Source organism: Streptomyces sp. NPDC016640 (assembly GCF_043076215.1).
Classification (GTDB): domain Bacteria; phylum Actinomycetota; class Actinomycetes; order Streptomycetales; family Streptomycetaceae; genus Streptomyces.
In genome coordinates this window covers 152422-170097 of the sequence record NZ_JBIBRG010000004.1, presented here as the reverse complement: position 1 = coordinate 170097, position 17676 = coordinate 152422, and the positions used below count along the sequence as shown (strand labels likewise).

Sequence of the window (17676 nt, the reverse complement as noted above, 5' to 3'; positions counted from 1 at the left end):
GCGTGGCCTCAGGATCATGCATGATGCGCGCGGGTGTCAAGCGGCCTGCGTGACTACGGCGGCGAGGGCTTTGACGTAGGTGTCGTATTCGGCGCTGGTCATGATGCGCTGGCAGTCGGGGTCGCGGCATTCGATGTAGGGCCGGTCGTCGACGAGGCGGAGGTCGCGTGCTTCGGCGAGGTAGGGGCCTTTGCAGCGGGGGCAGGGCGCCATCTTGCGGATGTCGTGCTGTGGGTGGGCTTTGGTGAAGCGCTGGGCGGCGGCGTGCCAGTGGCGGATCTGTCCACCGGGGTTGGCGTTCCCGGCGTCGTGTGGTTCTCCTGCAGCAGGGTGCTGCTGCATCATCCAGTCGAGGTGGCCGGCGAGGGTGTGGCAGGCGTCGGTGATGCGGCGTCCTTCGCGCATGGCGGTGCGGTCTGGCTGGTTGGCGTCTCGCCATATGCGGCGCTGGTAGAGGATGTCGGCGGCGAGTTCCTCGATTTCTCCGAGGAGGGTGTCTATGAGGAGGCGGGCGGCTTGTCCTGGCCAGGCGGGTGTGTTGTTGGGCCGGCTGTGGATGGTTGCCGTGTTCTGTGGGCGGGTGCCGTAGAGGGCTTCGAGTTGGATGGCGGTGAGGAGTTCGGGGAGTTCCGCGAGTTGTTGCCGTGCGCGTCCGACGCATCCGTCGCATTGGACGGGCTGGCCCCAGTTGGGGGTGAGGTGGTGTTCGGTGCCGTCGCTGGCGAGGAGTGTTTCGGCGCGGCGCCAGGCGTTGTTGCAGGGGCCGGGGCAGGGCTTGGCGGTGGGGTGGTGGTGCACGGCGGGCTCCTCGTGTGGTGCGGGAAGCAGGTGGCGCATTAGGCCAATGGTGCAGCATGAGGTTGACAACGGCGGCTAATGGCACACGACATGCGTGTGGGCCCGCACCAGACGGCGCAGGCCCACAGGGTGGGGCGGTCATCCCCAGTAGGAGCAGAGCAGCCACTTCGGTTTGTCCTGCGTCGGCGTGATGCCGAGCGCCTGCACGGCGGCGTTCAGCTTCTCGTCCCAGCCGTTCATCTCGGGCGCGATGGCGAGTTCGGTCATGTCAATCTCCTCGGCAGAGCCTCGGTACACGGTGATGACCTTGGCGGCGAGGAGGTACATCGGGTAGTCGCCGGAGCAGTAGGTGTCAAACTCGACTCCGAGCCGGGCCTTCGCCTCGCGTTCGCGTTCGAAGTAGCCGTCGGCCCTCCAGTCGGTCTCGGTGAAGTCGGCCAGCTGGGCGAGGAGTCGACGTTCGGCGGCTTCCTGAAAGCCGTCGCCTTCCTCGTTGTCGGGGTCGAACCAGTCGAGGGGCGGCAACTCGCCGTATTCGCCAGCCTCGCGGATCTTCCATTCCTCCTCGCCGCCGAGGTCGTAGCCGTAGACGAGCATGCCGTTCGTGGACTGTCCCATCAGGTGTTCCCTTCTCGTCGGACGACGACGTGCTGCCAGAGGTAGCCGTCGATCTGGTCGTCGTCGCCGGGGTTGGTGACGATGGCGGGCGTCCTGCTCCGGTCGAGCTGACGGACGGTGGTCTCGCCATCGTCGTGAACGATGACGTCACCAACCCGCAGGTCATTGGCGGGGATGTGGAGCAGTGGCTTCACCTGCGGGTCTCCCAGTGCGGGCAGTTGGTGATGGGCTGTTGGAGTTTGGGTCCGTCGGGGTGGCTGCAGGCTTCGGGCCATCCGGGGTGTTCGGGGTAGGGCCCGTCGGGGTCGGCGGGTTCGATCACCTCGCGGGCACGGCGGGCAGACATCGGGCGGCGGGTCATGCGGGGAACACCTCCGGGTGGTCCTTCTTCCAGTCCAGCCAGTGCTGCATGACTTCTCCGACGATGGTGTGGCGGTAGTCCATGACCTTCTCCAGCGTCAGCGGGCCGGGACACTTGGCGTAGTCGTAGTCGCCGCCGCGCAGCTTCGGACTGACGGGCACGTACATCGGACCGCGCTCCCACGAGCAGAGGCGGTACCCCCAGTCGTCGGTGCCGTACTTCACGAACACGGTGGTGTTGCAGCCGGAGTCAACGTCCAGGGGCCGCTCGGCGAGCTTCCGGTGGTAGCTCTCGCGGAACCAGTGGTGCTTGTACTCCTCGATGAACGAGGCGAGCATCGCGGCCTCGGCGTCGGTGGGCCGCTCCTGGCTGCCCCAGCTGTAGCGGCTGCGGTCGACGTCGATGTATGCGGCGATGTACTTCCACTTCGGGTTGAAGCTGTCGACCACCGGGACGCGAAGGGCGGTCAGCGGGTCGTCCTGCTTGGCGTCGGTGCCGAACGGCCAGGCGCTGGTGGTCACGAGTGGGTCTCCTTGGGCGTCTCGTTGCGGGCGGCGATCAGCGCCTGGCGGTGGTTCTCCATGGCGGATTCGCGGTTGTTGGCGCGCTTGGACGAGTGGTCGATGACGTAGCCGCCGATCACCATGCCGACGTGCTGCTTGTCCGGGCTGTCGTCGAAGATCACGGTGTCGTAGTAGTCGGCGGCGATACGGATCGTGGAAACAGCCAGCTGCTTGTCGCCTGCGATCACGGAACGCTGGGCGACGATCTGCGGAAGGCTCACGGGAGGCTCCTATCGGTTCAGGCCGGGCAGGACAGCCCGGCAGGAGTTCAGCGGAGGGCGCGCAGGCGTTCGGTGGCGGGCCACATGAACGTGTGGCCGCGTGTCGTGTCGACGTGGACGTACTGGCCGTTCACGTGCACGGTCTCCACTTCCACCCGGTGTTCGGTCATGGGCAGGAAGATGACGCGGCCTACGGTGAGTTGGTGGGCGTGGATGGTTTCGGTGACGGTGTCGGGGATGTCGAACATGGTGGCTGCTCCTAGCGGCGGGTGGGCTTGCGCCGGCGTGCGGTGCGCGCCGACTGGCTGGTGAGGGCCGGCTGGGTGTGGCAGGGGCAGTCGGGGTGGTGGGTGCGGGTGATCGTGGCCGTGCCTCTACGCCCGGTCACGGTGATCGTGTAGCGGTGGCCACCGCGGTTTCCGACGATCTCGGTCATGGCGGGATCTCCTTCCGGGGTCAGCGACGGATGTCGGCGATGAGGACGGTGGCGTTGTCGGCGTGCGGGTTGATGGCGGCGCGGGCGGTGGCGACGGCGGTGTCGACGAAGTGGCGGGCGGCTTCACCGGGCGTGCCTATGAGCTGGTCGGCGAGGTGGTGGCCGGCGTCCTCGTGGGGTTCGTAGGCGCCGTCGGAGGCGAGGAGGAGCCGGAAGGTGTCGGCGTGGCAGACGGCGGTTTCGATGGCGGGGTGCCCGTACTGGTTGCGGTTCTCCTCGTCGGTCTCGGTCGCGCCGAGGCAGGAGGTGATGATGTTGCGGTTGCCGCCGGGGCTGCCGTCGCGGGGCGGGTAGATGCGGCGGAGGTTGTGGTCGCTGGTGAGCCGGTTGTACACGGCGCGCAGGCCGGCTTCCGCGTGACCGCGGCGGGCGGCGGTACGGGCGAGGCGTCGGGCGGCGTTGCAGGTCCAGTCGCGGACGGTGTCCGAGCTGCCGATGCCGTCGAGGAGGACATACGCGCGGGCGCCGGACGGGGCAGTCGCGACGGCGGTCACGTCGCACTGGTGGGTGCGGTCGCCGATCAGCTGGGCGGTGGCGTAGGTACGCATGGGCAGGTTCCCCCGGCTTCGTTGTGCGGTGGATCGGCGGGCCCGGCCGGCTGGCCGGGCCCTGGGGTGGGTTAGGCGGGGATGACGCAGATGGTGTCGAGGAAGTCAGGGTCGGCGAGGCGGACGATGCGGAGCGGCTGGCCGTGGCGGTCGGTGACGTGCCACTCGTCGACGCGCTGGCCGAACAGCTGGGCCTGGTCGATGTCGATCTCGACGTTGTCGATGGTGGAGGCGCCCCAGTAGCTGCCGTGGTTGTCGTAGGTGAGGACCGGGGTGGGCTCGGGCTCCGGGGCGGGGGCTGGCTCGGGGAGGGCGAGGTTGCCGGTCAGGTCGCGGACGGCCTTCGTGGGGATGGGGGCGAGAACGGCGGCGGTGCCGGCGACGACGATCGCGGCGCTGGTGGCGTTGTCCATGCTGACTCCGATCAAAGGGCGGTGCGACCTACTGCAACTTTGTTGGCACTCTGATAGTGACATGCTCACCCTTCAGAGTGCAACATAGTTGGCATGACGAATCCGCGAACCGATGCCCATTCAGTTGGCAGCAAGGTGCATACCGACTTGGCACCCGCCCGTGAGACCATCTGGGACATGACGCCACGCCCCGACCCGCAGGCCGAAGCCGCCTGGCTGCGCAAGCTCGACCGAGCCACCACCGCCCACGAGAAGGCGCGGGCCACCCTCGACGAGTTGATCGCGGACGCCCGAACAGCCGGCGTGCCGCTCATGACCATCGCCAAGCACACGCCCTACAGCCGCGAGTGGGCGCGGAAGATCGCCGACCGCATCGACAAGGAACGGGCCGCCAGGAAAGAGGAGCAGGGATGATCACCGTCAGCGAGGCGGACGCCCTCGCGTCCGAGGCCCACGCCGGGCAGGTCGACAAGATCGGGGCTCCCTATATCGAGCATGTCCGAGCCCTAGCCGCTGGGCTCGCGCCGTTCGGCGACGACCTCGTTATGGCCGGGCTGCTGCACGACATCATTGAAGACACCGACTGGACGGCGGAGCGGCTGCGCGGGGAGGGCATCCCGGAACGTGTCGTCTCCATCGTGGAGGCGGTAACCAACGAGAAGGGCATCCCCTACGAGGAGAAGATCCGTCGCATCATGACGAATAGCGACGCCACCCTCGTGAAGATCGCCGACAACGCCCACAACAGTCACCCGGACCGGGCGGCCCAACTTTCCGAGGAGAAGCGCGCCCGCCTCGCCGCGAAGTACCGGGCCGCACGAGACGTCCTCTGGGCCGCCGCCGACGACCGCGACATCGAAGCCATCGTCAGAATCGTCAACCCATCACTGCTGGCTGAACTGCGCGAGCACCAGGCCGGGGAGGCGCAGGATGGATGAGCTGGTGGAGTGGCTGCGCGCTCAGCTCGACGAGGACGAGCGGATCGCGCGGGCGGTCCCAGCCGACCTTGGCCGCTCATGGTCCGATCCCGGCCCGTGGGTCATGGCAGGCAGCGGAGGTGGCGGCCGGGAAGCCGAAGTCGCAAAGGCCGCTGACGGGCTAGAGATGCCGCTGGCCGAACACATTACCCACCACATCGCCGAGCATGATCCGGCGCGGGTACTGCGCGAGATCGACGCCAAGCGGCGCACGCTGATCCGCTGCGAGGAGGCGATGCTGTCCGCCAGCCCGATGCTCGTCCACTTCGCGAAGCAGACCGCGTGGGAGATGGCCCTGCCCTATGCGGACCGGCCTGGCTACCGCGAGGAGTGGCGCCCGTAGCCCGCCCTCTCGAAGCGCCCGGCCGGATGACTCTGGCAGGGCGCTTCGCCCGTTCCGCTCTTTCTCCCTCGGCTGCTCCGTCACACTGCCGGTATGGATGAGGTGGTGTACATGGTGCGGGGTGGGACGCGGGAAGCGTGCCAGCGGGAGTTGGACCGTATCTGCCAGTTGCTCGGCGCGCGCCCGACTTTGCGGCCGACGTCCGGCACTGGGCGCGGCTGGGTCGCCCGCGCCGTACCCACGCAGAAGGCCCCGACCGCCACAGATGACGGTCGGGGCCTCGGCGTAGCAGGTTGATGTTCAGTCGCCGATCTGGTTGATGTTCTTGGCCCATACGCCGCTGCTCTTCGCGTTGACGGTGGTCTGGGTGACGTCCCCGTGGATGTGCTGGTGCACCTCCGGCTCGGGCTTGGCGCTGCGGAACAGCCGGGCGAGAGCAAAGATCGGGACGGCGAGCGCGGCGGGTGCGGCGCAGACCATGCCGATGACGGTCGGGTCGGCGTGCTCGGATGCGACGAGGATGGCGACGGCGACGAGACCGGGCGGCACGGTTGCGAGCCCGCAGTACATGGCCGCCCGGCCGATGTCCGTGGCCTGCTGGGACATGGCCGGCACTCCGGGTTGCGGGACGGGCGGGGTTGGTCCGTAGGCGGGCAGGGGGCTGTCGTCGCGGAATGAAGTGGGCGGGCACATGGCCTCTTCCACGGCGGCAATGAGCTTCGGGTCGGGCTGGGCGGTCACGGGGTCTCCTAGGCGGCGTCGGCGAGGTCGGTGGTGTCGGCGGGGGTGTTGGCGTGGTCGGGGTGGGCCCAGATGCCGCGGTCGACGTCGACGGCTTGGCCCTTGTTCTTGAGGCGGGTGAGGGCGTTCTTGACGGCGCTGACCGTGAGGCCGGTCTCTTGGGCGATGGTGTTGCGGCCGACGGGCCGGCCTCGTTCGGCGAGGAACGCGGCGACCTTCTCGTCGGTGCCGGCGGGCGCTTCGGCCTCGATGGCGGCTGCGGCCTGGGCGATGGGGTCGGTGGACGGGGCGCGGCGGGCTGCGTCGGCAGGTGCGTTGGTGAACGCGTCGTCGGGGAGCACGGGTGTTTCGCCGCGCAGGCGGGCCGCGAGACGCTCGAGGCGCTCGCTGTAGGCCTTGCCGGTCACGGCCGCAGCCGAGGCTTCGACGGTGGGCGTGGTGCCGGTGGTGGCCCAGTGGGCGGGGTCGCGGTCGAAGTAGGCACGGAACATCGCCTGCCGGTTGTCGGGGCCCTTGATGTAGCCGAGGCCGGCGGTGGACGTCTTGTCGGGCCAGTACATGGGCAGGTTGGATGGGTTGACGTCCCAGCCGGGCAGGCCGATGGAGTCGGTGAGGGTGGAGGCGGTGCGGAACATGACCGTGTTGCCGGATTGGGCCTGCTCGCGGATGTCGGTGGACTCGGGCGCGTTGCCGAACATGTTCGCTTTGGGGCCCTGGAACACGAGTCGGATCTTGATGCCGCACTTGCGGGCCATTTGGATGATCTCCAGGACCAGCGCGGGGGCGCCCTGCAGGTTGAGGACGCGGTGCGCCTCGTCGATGGTGACGGAGATCAGCGGGTCGGGGTCGTCGACGACGAAGTGGTCTCGGCCGCGGAGCTTGCGGCCCTTGTGGTCGACGAACTCCATCATCGAGTAGCGGGCGGACCGCTCGTACATGACGTTGCGGACGGCGTACAGCATGGCCAGGCCGCCCTGGGCGGTGTCCTCGTACCAGTCGACGGCCTCCCGCCAGCGCGGCAGGGACTGCCCGCCCTGCGGGTCGCACACCCAGGACACGATGCCGTTGTGTCGTTCGGTGCCGAGCAGCATGTCGAGGAAGCGGGACTTGCCGCCGTCGGTGGCGCCGTAGACCACGGTGTGGACCGGCCCGGACGGCTTCCAGAAGGCGTAGTGGGCGGGGTCGCCGTCGTAGAACAGGCCGACTTTGGCCTGGCCGGTGGTCTTGTCGAGGATCTGCGGCCCAGGGTGGTCGATGACCTTCTGCAGCGGGTTGACGTTGAACACGGCGATGGTGGCCCGCTTCGCGGACTGCCCTATGGCCTTCTCGATCTGCAGGGACTCCTCGGGCAGGTCGAGGTCGCCGGCGATGTCGGCGGAGGCGGCGTAGGCCTTACGCCAGTTGCCTTTCTTGAGGACGATGACGCCGGTCCAGCCGTAGCCGGTGGTGACGACGTCGACGAGGCGGGAGCCCGGCAGGGAGCCGTCAGGGGAGGCGACGTTGTCCTGCCAGTCCTGTAGCTGCTGGCTGAGTGCGGGCACGGGGGTGGCGGTCTTCTTGCCACGGCGCCACCAGTAGATGCCGTGGCCGAGGCTCCAAGCGACGACGAGGCCGGGGTAGGGGCTGTGGCCGGGCTGGAGACCGCCGGTGGCGGCCATGGCGGTGACGAGGCCGCCGCCGGTGGTGACGGCGGATGCGGCGGCGATGAAGTCGGCGCGGCGCGGGAGGCGCCTGCGCAGGCGCTTCTTGCCGATTCGCCCGTTCCAGCGGCCCCAGGCGACGGTGGTGGCGGCTCCGGCCGCGGTGGCGGCGAGCGCGGTCTTCCAGCCGTCGTCGGGCACCGCGAGGACGCTGCCGGCGATGGCTTGGGCGGCTGCGGCGTAGACGGGGGCCATGCCGCGGCGGGTGCGGTAGGCGACACGCAGCGCGCGCCGGGCGGCCTTGGTGTTGCGCTTACGGGAGGAGCCGCGCGTGCCGGCCGCCGGACGGGTGGGCTCGTCGGCGGGGATCTTTTCGACGGTGGTGGTCTGCGGCATGGCGGCTGCTACTCCTGCGGGTTGGTGAAGTCTGCGGTGGGGGCGTGACCCCGGCTCGGCGAGCCGGGGTCACGCGGGTGGGGTCAGACGTCGGCGGTGTAGGCCTGCTTGGAGGCCATGCGCCCGCCGGTGGCGGCGACGGCTTCCTGGATGCCGCCGTGCCGGGTGTGGATGTTCTTCGAGGACTGGGCGGCGATCGCCGCGTTGTCGACGGCGGCCTTCTGCATGGCCTGGGCGGCGGCGAGGGCGGCGGCGTACTGGTCGCGCAGGGCGGCGAGCTCCTCGAGGGTGCCGCCGTCGTCGCCGAACTCCAGGGCGGAGGCCTGCTCGATGGCGGCTTCGATGGCGGCGAGCTGGTCGGCGGCGCGCTGGGCGATGGCACCGGCTTCTTCGGCGGTGACGCCGGCCTCGGAGGCGAAGCGGGCGACGGCGGCCTTGAGGGTGTTGACGCCGGTGATCTCGGGGATGGTGGCGAGGGCCATGGGTTCTCCTGTGGTGGTGTCGGGTTGGGTGTCGTCGTTCTTGATCAGGACGAGCTTTCGGCCGTCCCCTTCGGCGGGGGCGGTGGGCTGGGGAGCGGGGGCAGTGTCCGGTGTGTCCGGCGCGGGCTCCGGCTCGGGCTTGGCGGTGGCGACGGGCTCCGGGGTGGGGCGGCGGCGGATCTTGTCTTCGGCGCGCTTCTTGGCCTTGGGCCATTCGCGTTTGAAGCCGCGGATGAAGCCCTTGCAGAACGGGCCCGCGGCGGTCGCCGCGGTGGCCGTCCAAGCGGCGAGTTTCGCCCCGATGCGGCGGCCCTTCTTCGCCGACGCTTTCTTGATCCGCTTCTTGTGTTTTGCCGATACCTCGGAGGTGGCGTTGTCGATGGCCGTGGCGCAGGCGTAGGCGAGGGCCAGCAGCAGGATGAGTCCGAGCACGTCAGCCCCCCATCAGCCACATGACGAGGGAGCCGACCTGGGTGGCGATGAAGCCGAGGGCGGAGGCGGCTCCGTCGCCGAGACTGCCGGGGATCATCACGGTGAGCGGGGGGACGAACGCGGCCAGCAGCAGGGTGCGGGTCTGCACCCCGCTCATGAAGTCGCTGATCAGCCACAGCAGGGCGGCCAGGGCCAGCGCGAACATGATGCCGAAGCCGGTCCACTCCCCCGCCAGGCCGTCGACGAACCCGTCGACGGCGGTGGTGGCTCGGTTGATGAGCTGACCGACCGGGGTGGAGACGAGACCGATGGACGCGGTGAGGACGAGCAGCACCTGAATCTGCGGGCTCTTGATCTTCGCAGCGAGCCGGTTGATCCAGGGGAGCCGGTCGGCGACGTACAGCACGCCGGCCGCTCCTAGGCAGGTTCCGCCGGTGGCGGCGGAGATCCCTGCATCGATGACGGGCATTTCGGGGTACCCCCTTGCGGTTACGGTGAGTTAGTGGTTTCCTCGCGCGCGCGTGCACGCGAGCGGGCGCGTTGGGGTCCGCTGGCTCGGCTCGGGACGGCTTGAGCCATCCGTTGAGCCATTACGGACCGTTAGCTTTCGGTGAGGGACTGGCGGAGCTGGTCGAGCATTCGCGTCGCCTGCTGGGCGGCGTCGGATCGCCGCTCCTCGGGGAGCTGGGAGATCGCCGACCGGAGCTGGTCGATGGCGACCGCCAGGACCGCGGCCGGTCCTTTCGTCTCGGCCTCCTTGCGGCGGTCTCCCAGGAACTGGGCGGACCGCGCCTGTCGCAGGGCCTTACGGGACGGGCGGCTGGCGGTCGCCATCGGATGCACCTCCTTCGCTCGGTCGGGGATCTTCTGCGGGTGGTCCGGGTCTGCTCGCCGGGTCTGCGATGGTTCCGCTCACCGGGTCACTCACCGGGCTTGACCTGGGGTTTTGCTGGTTCGACTGCTTCCGGCAGTCTCAGCAAGGTCCAGAACCGTGGGGGTGCTGGGCCTCACTGGCGGTGCCGGCTAGCTGATGGGGGCGGCTTCCTCGCGGGCTTCGATCTGCGCCCAGGCGTGACGGACGCGCTCCTCGCGGGCGGTGAAGCCGCGGTCGCGGAACTCCTTCTGCGCCTGCCGGTAGGAGCGGGGCGGCTCCATGTCGTAGCGCAGCCACCGCAGGACGACAGCGAGCTGCGCGTCGGACAGTCGTGCGCCCGGGCGGGGCAGGTCGACACCGGCGACGCCGGCGAGCTCCTGCAGGGTCATGCCGCCCTCGACCGGGGCCTGTACCGGACCCTCGACCGTGTCCGTTTCGTCCACGGTCGCGGGCGGAATGGTCACGGGCTCGATTTCCGGGCTGGCCTGTGTGACCACCGTGTGACCCTCCAGCTCGGCGGGGGCGTGACCGTCGGATGTGACCGCAGGACGGGAGACAGCCAGCGCCAGGTCGCGCTGAGTGAAGGCGAGGGCCGCCACGCCGTGCTTTTTCTCCGACTCCGCGAGCCGCTCCTCGGCCTTGGACCGGGCCTTGTTGATCTCAGCCTGGGCCCGGGTGAGGACGTCGGCGCGGGCGATCTGCCGCTCCATCTCCGCAAGGTGACCGGCGGTCTCGGTGAGGACGTCGGTGGTGGCCTCCGAGCCCAGATGCCGAGCCCTGGCCGCGGCCAGGGCTCGGGCGTTGCGGTCAGCGGCGGACTGCTCGGCGATCGCGGCGGCCGTCTCGGCGTCCGCGAGGATGTTCCCGGCGAACAGACGCAGCCCCATGAACACGGCGGCGGCGACGGGAACGAATGCGAACACCTGGGCGTGCCCGAGGATCAGGAGCGTCGCCGTCGACGTGCCGACCGCGACCGCGGACAGGCCGATCATCACGGCGATACCGACCGTCGACCGTTGCCGGATCGCCACCTCCGACATGCGCAGGGCGCCGATCCACAGGGCGTCGTAGACGAGGGCGATCGACCAGCCGACGAGCATCCCGGGCTTGCCGTGCAGACCGAGGATGACGCCCAGCTGTCCGCCAACGGTGACGGCGACCAGAACCAGGGCAGCGAGGGTGAGCAGCTTCTCAACGACGGCGAACACGTCCAGCCTGCGGACGGCGTCGCGGAAGTTGCTGATGCTGTGCATGACTCCTCCTTTCAGTGATTGGGGGTGGTTACTTGCGGGCGCTGTTCTCGTGCTCGCGGCCCATCTGGTCGGCGCGGGTGGAGCTGTCGGTCTCGTAGCCGCGGGCGCCGCAGCTGCACACGAACTGGTAGCGGCCGGCGTGGGCGGGCTTGACGCGGGTGCGGTGACGGGTGCCGAACATGGGGTTCCTTCCGGGTGGGTGGTGGTCAGGAGTCGTTGTCGGAGGCCTGGGCCTGCGCGTCCATCAGGGCGGCCTGGACGTCCTCGACGTCGCCGCGCTCGATACCGGCGTAGACGGCCTCGCCGGCCAGGAACATGCGGTCCTGGAAGGTCTCGCCCATGACGGGTCCTCTCGGTTGGGGTTGTGGTGTGGCGGTACGGGTCCGGTGGATCGGGCAGCCGTCAGAGCTGATTGGGCTGGACGTCGAAGAACACGACCGACGCGTCGCGGTACTGCGGGTACTTCCTGGTGATGTCGTTGCGCAGCGCCAGGTAGACGTCGTGGCGGGTGGAGCCCTGACGCGGGGTCCACGTGCCGCTCCAGGTGCCGACGGAGAAGCCGGATCCCATGGGGACCTGGAGGGTGAGCAGGTACTGGTGGGTGCCCTGCGGCGGGGTGGCCGGGGTGGTGGTCTCGGCGGTTTTGGTGGTGTCGCTCATGACGGGTCCTCTCGGTTGGGGTGGTGGAGTGCCGGTACGGGGCTGGCGGATCGGGTAGCCGGTCAGGCGTGCTTGGGCGTCCAGGTGCCGTTGGTGGCCTCGGCCAGCTCGTCCAGGTGCTCGTCGACCGCCTCCGCCATGCGGGCGGCGACACCGTGCTGGCCGGCCGCCTGAAGATCGCGCTGGGCGCCTCGGGACGCGGCGATGTCGGCCGTGATCTGGGACTTCAGCTCGTCGTCGGACAGGGAGCCGGCGGCGAAGAAGTGACGTGCTGAGGACATGAGGTCTCCATCCAAGGTGTGAGGTGGACTGTCGGGGTGGTGCGGTTACCGGTCGACGACGGGCTTCGCGAGGTCGCGGTGAGTGACGGTGGCCGTGGTGAGTGCACCGAGGGCCGTCTGAATCGCTTCGGCGACGACCGCGGCCCTGTGCCTGCCGCCGGCGCAACCGACCGCCACGTCCACGGGCTGTCCGCCGGGACCGGTCCGGTACGCGAGGATCGCGGCGGAGATCGCCTCGATCAGGGCCCGGATGCCGGGCGTACCGAGTACGGCCAGGCGGACCTGCGGGTCACGGGCGGTCATGTGCCGCAGTGCCGGGGAGATGTGCGGGTCGCGGAAGTGGTGGCGGAGGTCGAAGGTCAGGTGCGCGGCCGGCGGGGCGCCGTGGAGGTATCCGAAGCTGGTGATCGAGACGTTCATCAGTGGCTGCCTCTCGTTGGGTGGCCGGGGCTGTCCCGGCTCCCCTCACCGCCCGGGCGGGCCGGGCGGATCGGGCGGCCGTCAGACCTGGTTGGGCTGGTGCCGGGCGGCGGCTGGGGGTGGTACCGCCGCCCGGCGGTCACGGGTCAGGACAGGTCGTCGATGCAGTAGCCGAGGATCCGCAGCGCGGTCTCCTGCCGGTAGTCGCCGGAGTGGGCAGCCAGGTCGTAGGCGGCGTGGTGACTGCCCGCGTTGAGCTGGGCGGCGGCCTCCTGTACCTCGGGCTCGGTGGGCCGGTAGCCGGTCGGCTCCTGGCCGCGACGGAAGAGGCTCATCGGTGTCCCTTCTTGTGGGCGCGGGTGACGCCGTAGACCAGCGGCCCGCAGTCCGGGCCGTGGAAGTGCATGTCGAGGACGGCGGCCATCAGGCGGCGGCCGGGTAGTGCAGGTGGAGCTCGGCGCAGCCGGTCACCCAGTCCAGGTGGATCGGGCACGTGGTCCGCTGGTCGAGCGGCACCGCGTACACGGCCTCCCGGTGCAGCGCCCGGTCCAGGGCGTCACCGAACAGGTCGGCGATCGTGGTGGTGGAGCGGACGCGCTGGCCCAGGTCGGTGCGGGCGAGGTCGGCGTCGGAGATGAACGGAGACATGGGTGGTCAGCCCTTTCGGGTCGATGGGGTGGGGTGGTCAGGCGGTGGGGCGGGGCATGGCGCGGCACTTCTCCGCGTGGGACTGCGCCCACTTGCGGGCGTCGTCGCAGAGGCTGCTGGTGAAGAAGTCGTCGCCGAGCGTGCTGGTGTCCATCCCGAGGTACGTGGAGACGTCCTTCTGCCTGCACCCCTGGCAGTAGGCGGTGATCGTGATGTCGGTGATCGTGCCGACGCTGGTCTGGCGGTCGATGCCGATGGCCTTGATGTCGGCGGTGGCGCCCGCGACGGTGACGTAGCGGGCGATGACACCCTCGGGCCAGACGGTCGACTCGGCGGTCTGGGCGGAAGAAGGCATGGCTGATCTCCTCGGTTGGTCATGCCGGGATGAAGGGGTGGGAAGCCGCGGGCGGCGGGACGGGGGCGGACGCCGCCACCCGCGGCGGTACAGGGGGTCTAGCGGGGCCGGTTCTCGCTGCGCTTGTTGACCTTGCGGACCTTCTCGGAGAGCTCCTTGTGGCCCTCTTCGTCGAGCCAGCAGACGAAGCCCTGCGGGTGGGGGCGCGGCGGCCTGGTCGGCAGCGGGTCTTTGACCCTCTCGTGCTCGGCGCTCACGACTGGCCGTCCTCGGCCGGGGTGACGACGAGGAACGCGTCGTCGGGCAGCGACATGACGACCTCGGCCTGCTGGCCCTCTGCGCGGCGGGCGGCGGCGAACTCCTCCGCCGGCCACGACCCGCGCGGAGATCCGGCCGGGAACCGCTCGATGATCTGGCGGCGGGTCATCGGGACTCACCCCGCTCCGCCTCGATCGCGGCGATCAGTCCGCGCAGCCGGTGATCGAAGCCCACCGCGATCTTCAGCATCGCGACGTGGTCGTGGATGTTGGACGTGGCCGCCTGGGCAAGGTACTCACGGGCAAGCCGCAATTCGCCGTCCAGAGATGCGGGGAGAACCTCGGCGTCGTCCGGATCGCGCAGCGGGTTGTAGGAAGTCACGCCGCACCGCCGATCAGGTCGAGGCGACCGGCCTTGGCGAGGACGGCGCGGGCGGCGGCCATGATGTCCTCGGCGGCGGCCAGCGAGTCGGCGTCGAGGTTCGTGAGCTTGCCGGCCTCGGCGAGCGCCGCGAGCTGCACCGCGTGCAGTGCCGCCGTCTCGTACTGGGCGACGGCCCGGATCAGCGGGAACTCGGACTGCAGACGGGCCAGCAGCTCGGCCGCGGCCGGCGTGAGCGGGGCGGTGGGAGTGGGGGTGATTGCGGTGGTGCTGGTCATCAGGCCACCTCCGTGGCGTCGAAGTCGAGGTACGCCAGCACGGCGGCCTCGGGGATTCGGATGGCTCCCCCGCGCCTCGCATCGCCCTCCGGCCGGGGCTGGCCGTAGCGGATGGCGGGCAGTTCACCCGCCGCGATCCATCGGTAGATCGTCGGCTTGGAGACGCGCAGCGCGGCTGCGGCCTCTCGCACGGTCAGCAGCTTTTGGGCCGCAGGCAGCATCGGGCTCTCCAATCCAGGAGTCGGGGGTGGGCTTGCCCCTCAACTGTAGGTGCATTCTTGAGAGGTTGCAATCGTCTCGCCCGCCCGAAGCGGTCTCGTATGCTCCGCCAGCCCCGTTGGCCTGGGCTTATGGTGGAGAAATCGACAGAGCCCTCAAGAGAAGTCGCGTACTGGAGGAGCGGGAGTGACAAGAGACCACTGGATTGGATCTTCGATGCCCTATATCGAAAGCGGCCACGGAGATGCATGGGGCAAGGAAGCAGCAGGCCAAGGGCGCAAGGGCACGCAGCGCATCCTCAAAGCCGGACACGTCGTCGCACCGCCTGCGGTCAGCGAAGCCCTCGCCATCACGTCGGGTGCACTTGTCGCCTCGCGGCAGCGACTGATCCTGCTCGATGACACACCGGTCGAACTCGCACAGTCGTACTGGCCAGCTCCGGTCGCCCAACACGCCCCACTCGTCTCGACGAAGCGCATACCAGGTGGCGCCGTATCACTCCTGGCCACTCTCGGCTACGCGCCCGGCGCCGTAACCGAGGAAGTAAGTACCCGCCCACCGACAGAGGAGGAAGCAGAAGCCCTGGACCTCACCGACAGCACCGAATGGATCCTGTCCCTCACCCGCACAATCAGCACGCCAGACGAGCACCCCTACGAGGTGTCCGTCATGGTCAGCCCCGGCCGCGTTGGGCGGCTCCACTACTCAATGAAGGTCGACTGACATGGCAGGACTCCACGAGGAAGAAAGCGTCTGGCCCGTCCAGGACCAGATCGCCGCCTACCTTCGCGACGGCATCCTCAACGGCGACTTCCCCGCGGGAGAGAAGCTGCCCTCCAGTCGCGTTCTGACAGAGATGTTCGGCGCAGCAGCCCAAACGATTCGCAACGCCATCACCACACTGGAGAAGGAAGGGCTGGCCTACACCCGGCAAGGAGCCGGCGTCTTCGCCAGGCAGCATCGACAGCGAACGATGACGCCGGCCAGCTACAAGAATCCACCGACGGACGGCAGCAAGTACCAGTGGCTCGCCGCAGCAGAGCAGAAGGGCATGGCGGGCCGAGTTGACCTCATCGGCGTCGAGGAGGCGACGCCGCCCGCCGCCGTGCGCGACGCGTTCGGCCTGAAGAAAGACGGGCGCGCGGTGCTACGTCGACAGGTTCTCTACCTGGACGACCAGCCTTGCGAACTGGTGGAGGTGTACTTCCCTCTCGAACTCGCTCAGGGAACGCCGATCGCCGAGAACCGGAAGATCAAAGGCGGGGCGGGACGGGTCTTGCAGGAGGCCGGCTACCCGTCACTGCGCTGCGTCGACAAGGTGGCGGCTCGATGGCCGACCCCCGAGCAGGCTCGGGCGCTTCAAATGCCGACCAAACTCCCCGTACTGCGGCAATTCCGCGTGACGTACAGCATCGACGACCGCCCTATCCAGGTAGAGGTCATGGCGAAGGCGGGCCACCTGTACGAGCTGGAGTACGAGTTCTAGACCGCCTGCGACCAGCCCCGATGCAGTTTGCGTCGGGGCTTCGTTGCACCTGAACGCAAATGAGAGACTTGCAACTCCTCAACGACCCTCCTACAGTCGATGCCGTGAGAGTGGCCTCCGCCACACGCACAGTTAGGAGTGGCATGCCTGAACCTTCCGACCGCACCACGCTCGCGGCCGAGGCTCACGCCATCCGAACAGAGAAGCCGCTGCAGCCCGAGGCTTCGATCGGCCGCGATCTAGCCCTCACCCCGGCCAGCGCATGCCGGTTGACCTGTCCGTTTCGTGTTTGATTTGCGGCCTACCGTTCGCTTGCATAGGTGATCGACCAGCCCGGCGAACGGCCGGGCGCGCGACGCCTAGTCCGGTTTTCCCAGGATTCATCTTGGGACATCAACCACTTCCGCCTGTTGCCGCAGAACGCCAGGGTGGCTGTGCGGGCTGCGGCTCTGGCCGTTGCAATCTGGCCAACGTCTAAGGGAGGGAGGTATGGGACATGCTCGACACAGGAGCGTGGAGTGGGGATGTGCTGCCTACGTCAATCGACGTCGCATTGTTGCAGCATGACCAGCTCATGCCTGCTCAGGCATTTACGCCGGTATACCGTTCCGGCGCAGGTCAAATGCCACCCAGGAACGCTCGTGGTGACGGTGAATACTGCGTCGTTTGCCGCGTACTTCTCTTCCGGATCCCGTCGTCTGCCAGGTGGCTGAATAGGCTCCCGTCTCGGCGACCGGCTAGTTTCGTCCCCGTCTTCAGGTCCAGCGCCCGGGGCGGTCATCACCCGTCCTGGAACACGAACGGCCGGGCGGTCATCACCCGCCCGGCCGGTTCGACCAGCGAGTCATCACCTCGCTGATCAGCACATCCCAACCATCACGAAAGGACTGCTCATGCAGCAGAGTACATGCACCATGCCCCCGCGTCGCCCCATCCCGACCCCCGACCACCTGCTCGACGCGCCGCTGAACCAGCTGCTCGCCGAGACGGGCGTCGAGGTCATCAACAGCGCAATCCCCGACCGGGAGTTCTTCGGAGCCGTCGTCCAGCACAAGAACGGCGACGTGATCCTCGCCATGCCCACGGGTCGCAGCGAGCTGGAACACGACACGATGGCCCGCTATCTCCTCGCCCAGGTCTTCGATATCGACCTGCCCAAGCTGCCGGCCCCGTTCGTCACGACCGAGGTCTAGCTTTCAGTCCTCATGCTTCGGCACATGAAGGGTCCGCTCGATGGGTGAGCGGACCCTTCGCCTAATGATCGCGTTCGCTGAGCACACCAGGAGGAGTCATAGCTACGCAGGCAGAACGCACGGCCCTATACCGTCTATACGACGCCAACGATGTCCTGCTGTACGTCGGCATCTCCATCGACCCCGAGGAACGTTGGAAGCAGCACTCCTGGGGAACTCGGTCGTCAGCATGGTGGCCGCAGGTCATCCGCAGGACCGTCGAGTGGTTCCCATCTCGGGACGCCGCTTACGAGGCCGAAACGAAGGCCATCAAGGCGGAGCGCCCAGTACACAACCGCGCG

Annotated in this window: 35 protein-coding genes and 1 pseudogene; 7 read left to right on the top strand and 29 right to left on the bottom strand. The window is 68.8% G+C overall.

Translation table 11 applies throughout. The features are described 5' to 3' along the window. Positions 1-36: 36 nt before the first annotated feature. The 10 genes from ACF07S_RS10340 to ACF07S_RS10295 all read right to left on the bottom strand — a co-directional run bounded on the left by ACF07S_RS10340 (position 37) and on the right by ACF07S_RS10295 (position 4018). Positions 37-837, bottom strand: coding sequence for a hypothetical protein (locus tag ACF07S_RS10340; protein ID WP_391973947.1), 801 nt, complete (start codon positions 835-837; stop codon positions 37-39). A 99-nt stretch (positions 838-936) separates the two neighbouring features. After that, positions 937-1416, bottom strand: a complete 480-nt coding sequence (locus ACF07S_RS10335; RefSeq protein WP_391973946.1) for a hypothetical protein — start codon at positions 1414-1416, stop codon at positions 937-939. Continuing rightward, positions 1416-1610 carry a hypothetical protein gene (locus ACF07S_RS10330; protein WP_391973945.1) on the bottom strand — a complete coding sequence of 65 codons (195 nt, stop codon included), beginning with the start codon at positions 1608-1610 and terminating at the stop codon, positions 1416-1418. The genes ACF07S_RS10335 and ACF07S_RS10330 overlap by 1 nt, the downstream gene beginning before the upstream one ends. After that, positions 1607-1777: a hypothetical protein gene (locus ACF07S_RS10325; protein WP_391973944.1), complete on the bottom strand. Its 171-nt coding sequence runs from the start codon at positions 1775-1777 to the stop codon at positions 1607-1609. The genes ACF07S_RS10330 and ACF07S_RS10325 overlap by 4 nt, the downstream gene beginning before the upstream one ends. Next, positions 1774-2298 carry a hypothetical protein gene (locus ACF07S_RS10320; RefSeq protein ID WP_391973943.1) on the bottom strand — a complete coding sequence of 175 codons (525 nt, stop codon included), beginning with the start codon at positions 2296-2298 and terminating at the stop codon, positions 1774-1776. The genes ACF07S_RS10325 and ACF07S_RS10320 overlap by 4 nt, the downstream gene beginning before the upstream one ends. After that, complete coding sequence (locus ACF07S_RS10315) at positions 2295-2561, bottom strand: hypothetical protein (protein WP_391973942.1); 267 nt, start codon at positions 2559-2561, stop codon at positions 2295-2297. The genes ACF07S_RS10320 and ACF07S_RS10315 overlap by 4 nt, the downstream gene beginning before the upstream one ends. Positions 2562-2608: 47 nt before the next feature. Then, positions 2609-2809, bottom strand: a complete 201-nt coding sequence (locus ACF07S_RS10310; protein ID WP_391973941.1) for a hypothetical protein — start codon at positions 2807-2809, stop codon at positions 2609-2611. 11 nt (positions 2810-2820) lie between these two features. Further along, positions 2821-2997: a hypothetical protein gene (locus ACF07S_RS10305; RefSeq protein WP_391973940.1), complete on the bottom strand. Its 177-nt coding sequence runs from the start codon at positions 2995-2997 to the stop codon at positions 2821-2823. Positions 2998-3017: 20 nt separating this feature from the next. Then, on the bottom strand, positions 3018-3605 hold the full coding sequence (locus ACF07S_RS10300; RefSeq protein WP_391973939.1) for a mucin-2: 588 nt from the start codon (positions 3603-3605) through the stop codon (positions 3018-3020). A gap of 71 nt (positions 3606-3676) precedes the next feature. Further along, positions 3677-4018, bottom strand: a complete 342-nt coding sequence (locus ACF07S_RS10295; protein WP_391973938.1) for a hypothetical protein — start codon at positions 4016-4018, stop codon at positions 3677-3679. A 177-nt stretch (positions 4019-4195) separates the two neighbouring features. On the opposite strand from ACF07S_RS10295, the gene ACF07S_RS10290 reads away from it, so the two are divergent. The 3 genes from ACF07S_RS10290 to ACF07S_RS10280 are packed head-to-tail and all read left to right on the top strand — an operon-like array spanning position 4196 to position 5338. Continuing rightward, complete coding sequence (locus tag ACF07S_RS10290) at positions 4196-4432, top strand: hypothetical protein (RefSeq protein ID WP_391973937.1); 237 nt, start codon at positions 4196-4198, stop codon at positions 4430-4432. Then, entirely contained in the window at positions 4429-4956 is a 528-nt protein-coding gene (locus ACF07S_RS10285; RefSeq protein WP_391973936.1) for an HD domain-containing protein, read from the top strand. The genes ACF07S_RS10290 and ACF07S_RS10285 overlap by 4 nt, the downstream gene beginning before the upstream one ends. Further along, positions 4949-5338 (top strand): DUF6221 family protein, encoded by a 390-nt coding sequence (locus tag ACF07S_RS10280; RefSeq protein ID WP_391973935.1) that lies wholly within the window; start codon positions 4949-4951, stop codon positions 5336-5338. Before ACF07S_RS10285 ends, ACF07S_RS10280 begins: the two co-directional genes overlap by 8 nt. A 300-nt stretch (positions 5339-5638) precedes the next feature. On the opposite strand, the gene ACF07S_RS10275 is transcribed toward ACF07S_RS10280, so the two are convergent. The 19 genes from ACF07S_RS10275 to ACF07S_RS10185 form a co-directional block, all read right to left on the bottom strand. Then, on the bottom strand, positions 5639-6079 hold the full coding sequence (locus tag ACF07S_RS10275; RefSeq protein WP_391973934.1) for a hypothetical protein: 441 nt from the start codon (positions 6077-6079) through the stop codon (positions 5639-5641). Between the two features lie 8 nt (positions 6080-6087). After that, positions 6088-8115, bottom strand: a complete 2028-nt coding sequence (locus tag ACF07S_RS10270) for a hypothetical protein (protein WP_391973933.1) — start codon at positions 8113-8115, stop codon at positions 6088-6090. 83 nt (positions 8116-8198) lie between these two features. Then, entirely contained in the window at positions 8199-9029 is an 831-nt protein-coding gene (locus ACF07S_RS10265) for a hypothetical protein (RefSeq protein WP_391973932.1), read from the bottom strand. A gap of 1 nt (position 9030) precedes the next feature. Further along, positions 9031-9498: a hypothetical protein gene (locus ACF07S_RS10260; protein WP_095749940.1), complete on the bottom strand. Its 468-nt coding sequence runs from the start codon at positions 9496-9498 to the stop codon at positions 9031-9033. A gap of 131 nt (positions 9499-9629) precedes the next feature. Continuing rightward, on the bottom strand, positions 9630-9863 hold the full coding sequence (locus tag ACF07S_RS10255) for a hypothetical protein (RefSeq protein ID WP_391973931.1): 234 nt from the start codon (positions 9861-9863) through the stop codon (positions 9630-9632). 189 nt (positions 9864-10052) lie between these two features. Further along, a complete protein-coding gene (locus ACF07S_RS10250) occupies positions 10053-11156 on the bottom strand; it encodes a hypothetical protein (protein ID WP_391973930.1) in 1104 nt (367 codons plus the stop codon). 28 nt (positions 11157-11184) lie between these two features. Next, the gene (locus tag ACF07S_RS10245; protein ID WP_391973929.1) at positions 11185-11337 is read right to left on the bottom strand and encodes a hypothetical protein; all 153 of its coding nucleotides are present in this window, start codon (positions 11335-11337) and stop codon (positions 11185-11187) included. Positions 11338-11362: 25 nt separating this feature from the next. Continuing rightward, on the bottom strand, positions 11363-11497 hold the full coding sequence (locus tag ACF07S_RS10240; RefSeq protein ID WP_391973928.1) for a hypothetical protein: 135 nt from the start codon (positions 11495-11497) through the stop codon (positions 11363-11365). 61 nt (positions 11498-11558) lie between these two features. Beyond that, a complete protein-coding gene (locus tag ACF07S_RS10235; protein ID WP_391973927.1) occupies positions 11559-11816 on the bottom strand; it encodes a hypothetical protein in 258 nt (85 codons plus the stop codon). Between the two features lie 62 nt (positions 11817-11878). Then, positions 11879-12097, bottom strand: a complete 219-nt coding sequence (locus ACF07S_RS10230) for a hypothetical protein (RefSeq protein WP_391973926.1) — start codon at positions 12095-12097, stop codon at positions 11879-11881. A gap of 45 nt (positions 12098-12142) precedes the next feature. Further along, on the bottom strand, positions 12143-12517 hold the full coding sequence (locus tag ACF07S_RS10225) for an ATPase (protein WP_391973925.1): 375 nt from the start codon (positions 12515-12517) through the stop codon (positions 12143-12145). A gap of 146 nt (positions 12518-12663) precedes the next feature. Continuing rightward, positions 12664-12852 (bottom strand): hypothetical protein, encoded by a 189-nt coding sequence (locus tag ACF07S_RS10220; protein WP_391973924.1) that lies wholly within the window; start codon positions 12850-12852, stop codon positions 12664-12666. Between the two features lie 88 nt (positions 12853-12940). Beyond that, a complete protein-coding gene (locus ACF07S_RS10215; RefSeq protein ID WP_391973923.1) occupies positions 12941-13165 on the bottom strand; it encodes a hypothetical protein in 225 nt (74 codons plus the stop codon). A 37-nt stretch (positions 13166-13202) separates the two neighbouring features. Beyond that, complete coding sequence (locus ACF07S_RS10210) at positions 13203-13520, bottom strand: hypothetical protein (protein ID WP_391973922.1); 318 nt, start codon at positions 13518-13520, stop codon at positions 13203-13205. Between the two features lie 98 nt (positions 13521-13618). After that, entirely contained in the window at positions 13619-13777 is a 159-nt protein-coding gene (locus ACF07S_RS10205; RefSeq protein WP_391973921.1) for a hypothetical protein, read from the bottom strand. Beyond that, complete coding sequence (locus tag ACF07S_RS10200) at positions 13774-13947, bottom strand: hypothetical protein (protein ID WP_391973920.1); 174 nt, start codon at positions 13945-13947, stop codon at positions 13774-13776. Before ACF07S_RS10200 ends, ACF07S_RS10205 begins: the two co-directional genes overlap by 4 nt. Continuing rightward, a complete protein-coding gene (locus ACF07S_RS10195; RefSeq protein WP_391973919.1) occupies positions 13944-14159 on the bottom strand; it encodes a hypothetical protein in 216 nt (71 codons plus the stop codon). The genes ACF07S_RS10200 and ACF07S_RS10195 overlap by 4 nt, the downstream gene beginning before the upstream one ends. Further along, complete coding sequence (locus tag ACF07S_RS10190) at positions 14156-14437, bottom strand: hypothetical protein (RefSeq protein ID WP_391973918.1); 282 nt, start codon at positions 14435-14437, stop codon at positions 14156-14158. The genes ACF07S_RS10195 and ACF07S_RS10190 overlap by 4 nt, the downstream gene beginning before the upstream one ends. Continuing rightward, positions 14437-14658: a helix-turn-helix domain-containing protein gene (locus ACF07S_RS10185; protein WP_391973917.1), complete on the bottom strand. Its 222-nt coding sequence runs from the start codon at positions 14656-14658 to the stop codon at positions 14437-14439. Before ACF07S_RS10185 ends, ACF07S_RS10190 begins: the two co-directional genes overlap by 1 nt. Positions 14659-14872: 214 nt before the next feature. Between ACF07S_RS10185 and ACF07S_RS10180 the strand changes: the two genes are divergently transcribed. From ACF07S_RS10180 to ACF07S_RS10165, 4 genes and pseudogenes are all read left to right on the top strand, one after another. Further along, positions 14873-15379 carry a UTRA domain-containing protein gene (locus tag ACF07S_RS10180; RefSeq protein ID WP_391973916.1) on the top strand — a complete coding sequence of 169 codons (507 nt, stop codon included), beginning with the start codon at positions 14873-14875 and terminating at the stop codon, positions 15377-15379. A 1-nt stretch (position 15380) separates the two neighbouring features. Next, positions 15381-16142 (top strand): GntR family transcriptional regulator, encoded by a 762-nt coding sequence (locus tag ACF07S_RS10175; RefSeq protein WP_391973915.1) that lies wholly within the window; start codon positions 15381-15383, stop codon positions 16140-16142. An 893-nt stretch (positions 16143-17035) separates the two neighbouring features. Then, a complete protein-coding gene (locus tag ACF07S_RS10170; protein ID WP_391973914.1) occupies positions 17036-17335 on the top strand; it encodes a hypothetical protein in 300 nt (99 codons plus the stop codon). A 77-nt stretch (positions 17336-17412) separates the two neighbouring features. Then, positions 17413-17649, top strand: a pseudogene (locus tag ACF07S_RS10165) (GIY-YIG nuclease family protein); the annotation flags it as partial. Positions 17650-17676 lie beyond the last annotated feature (27 nt).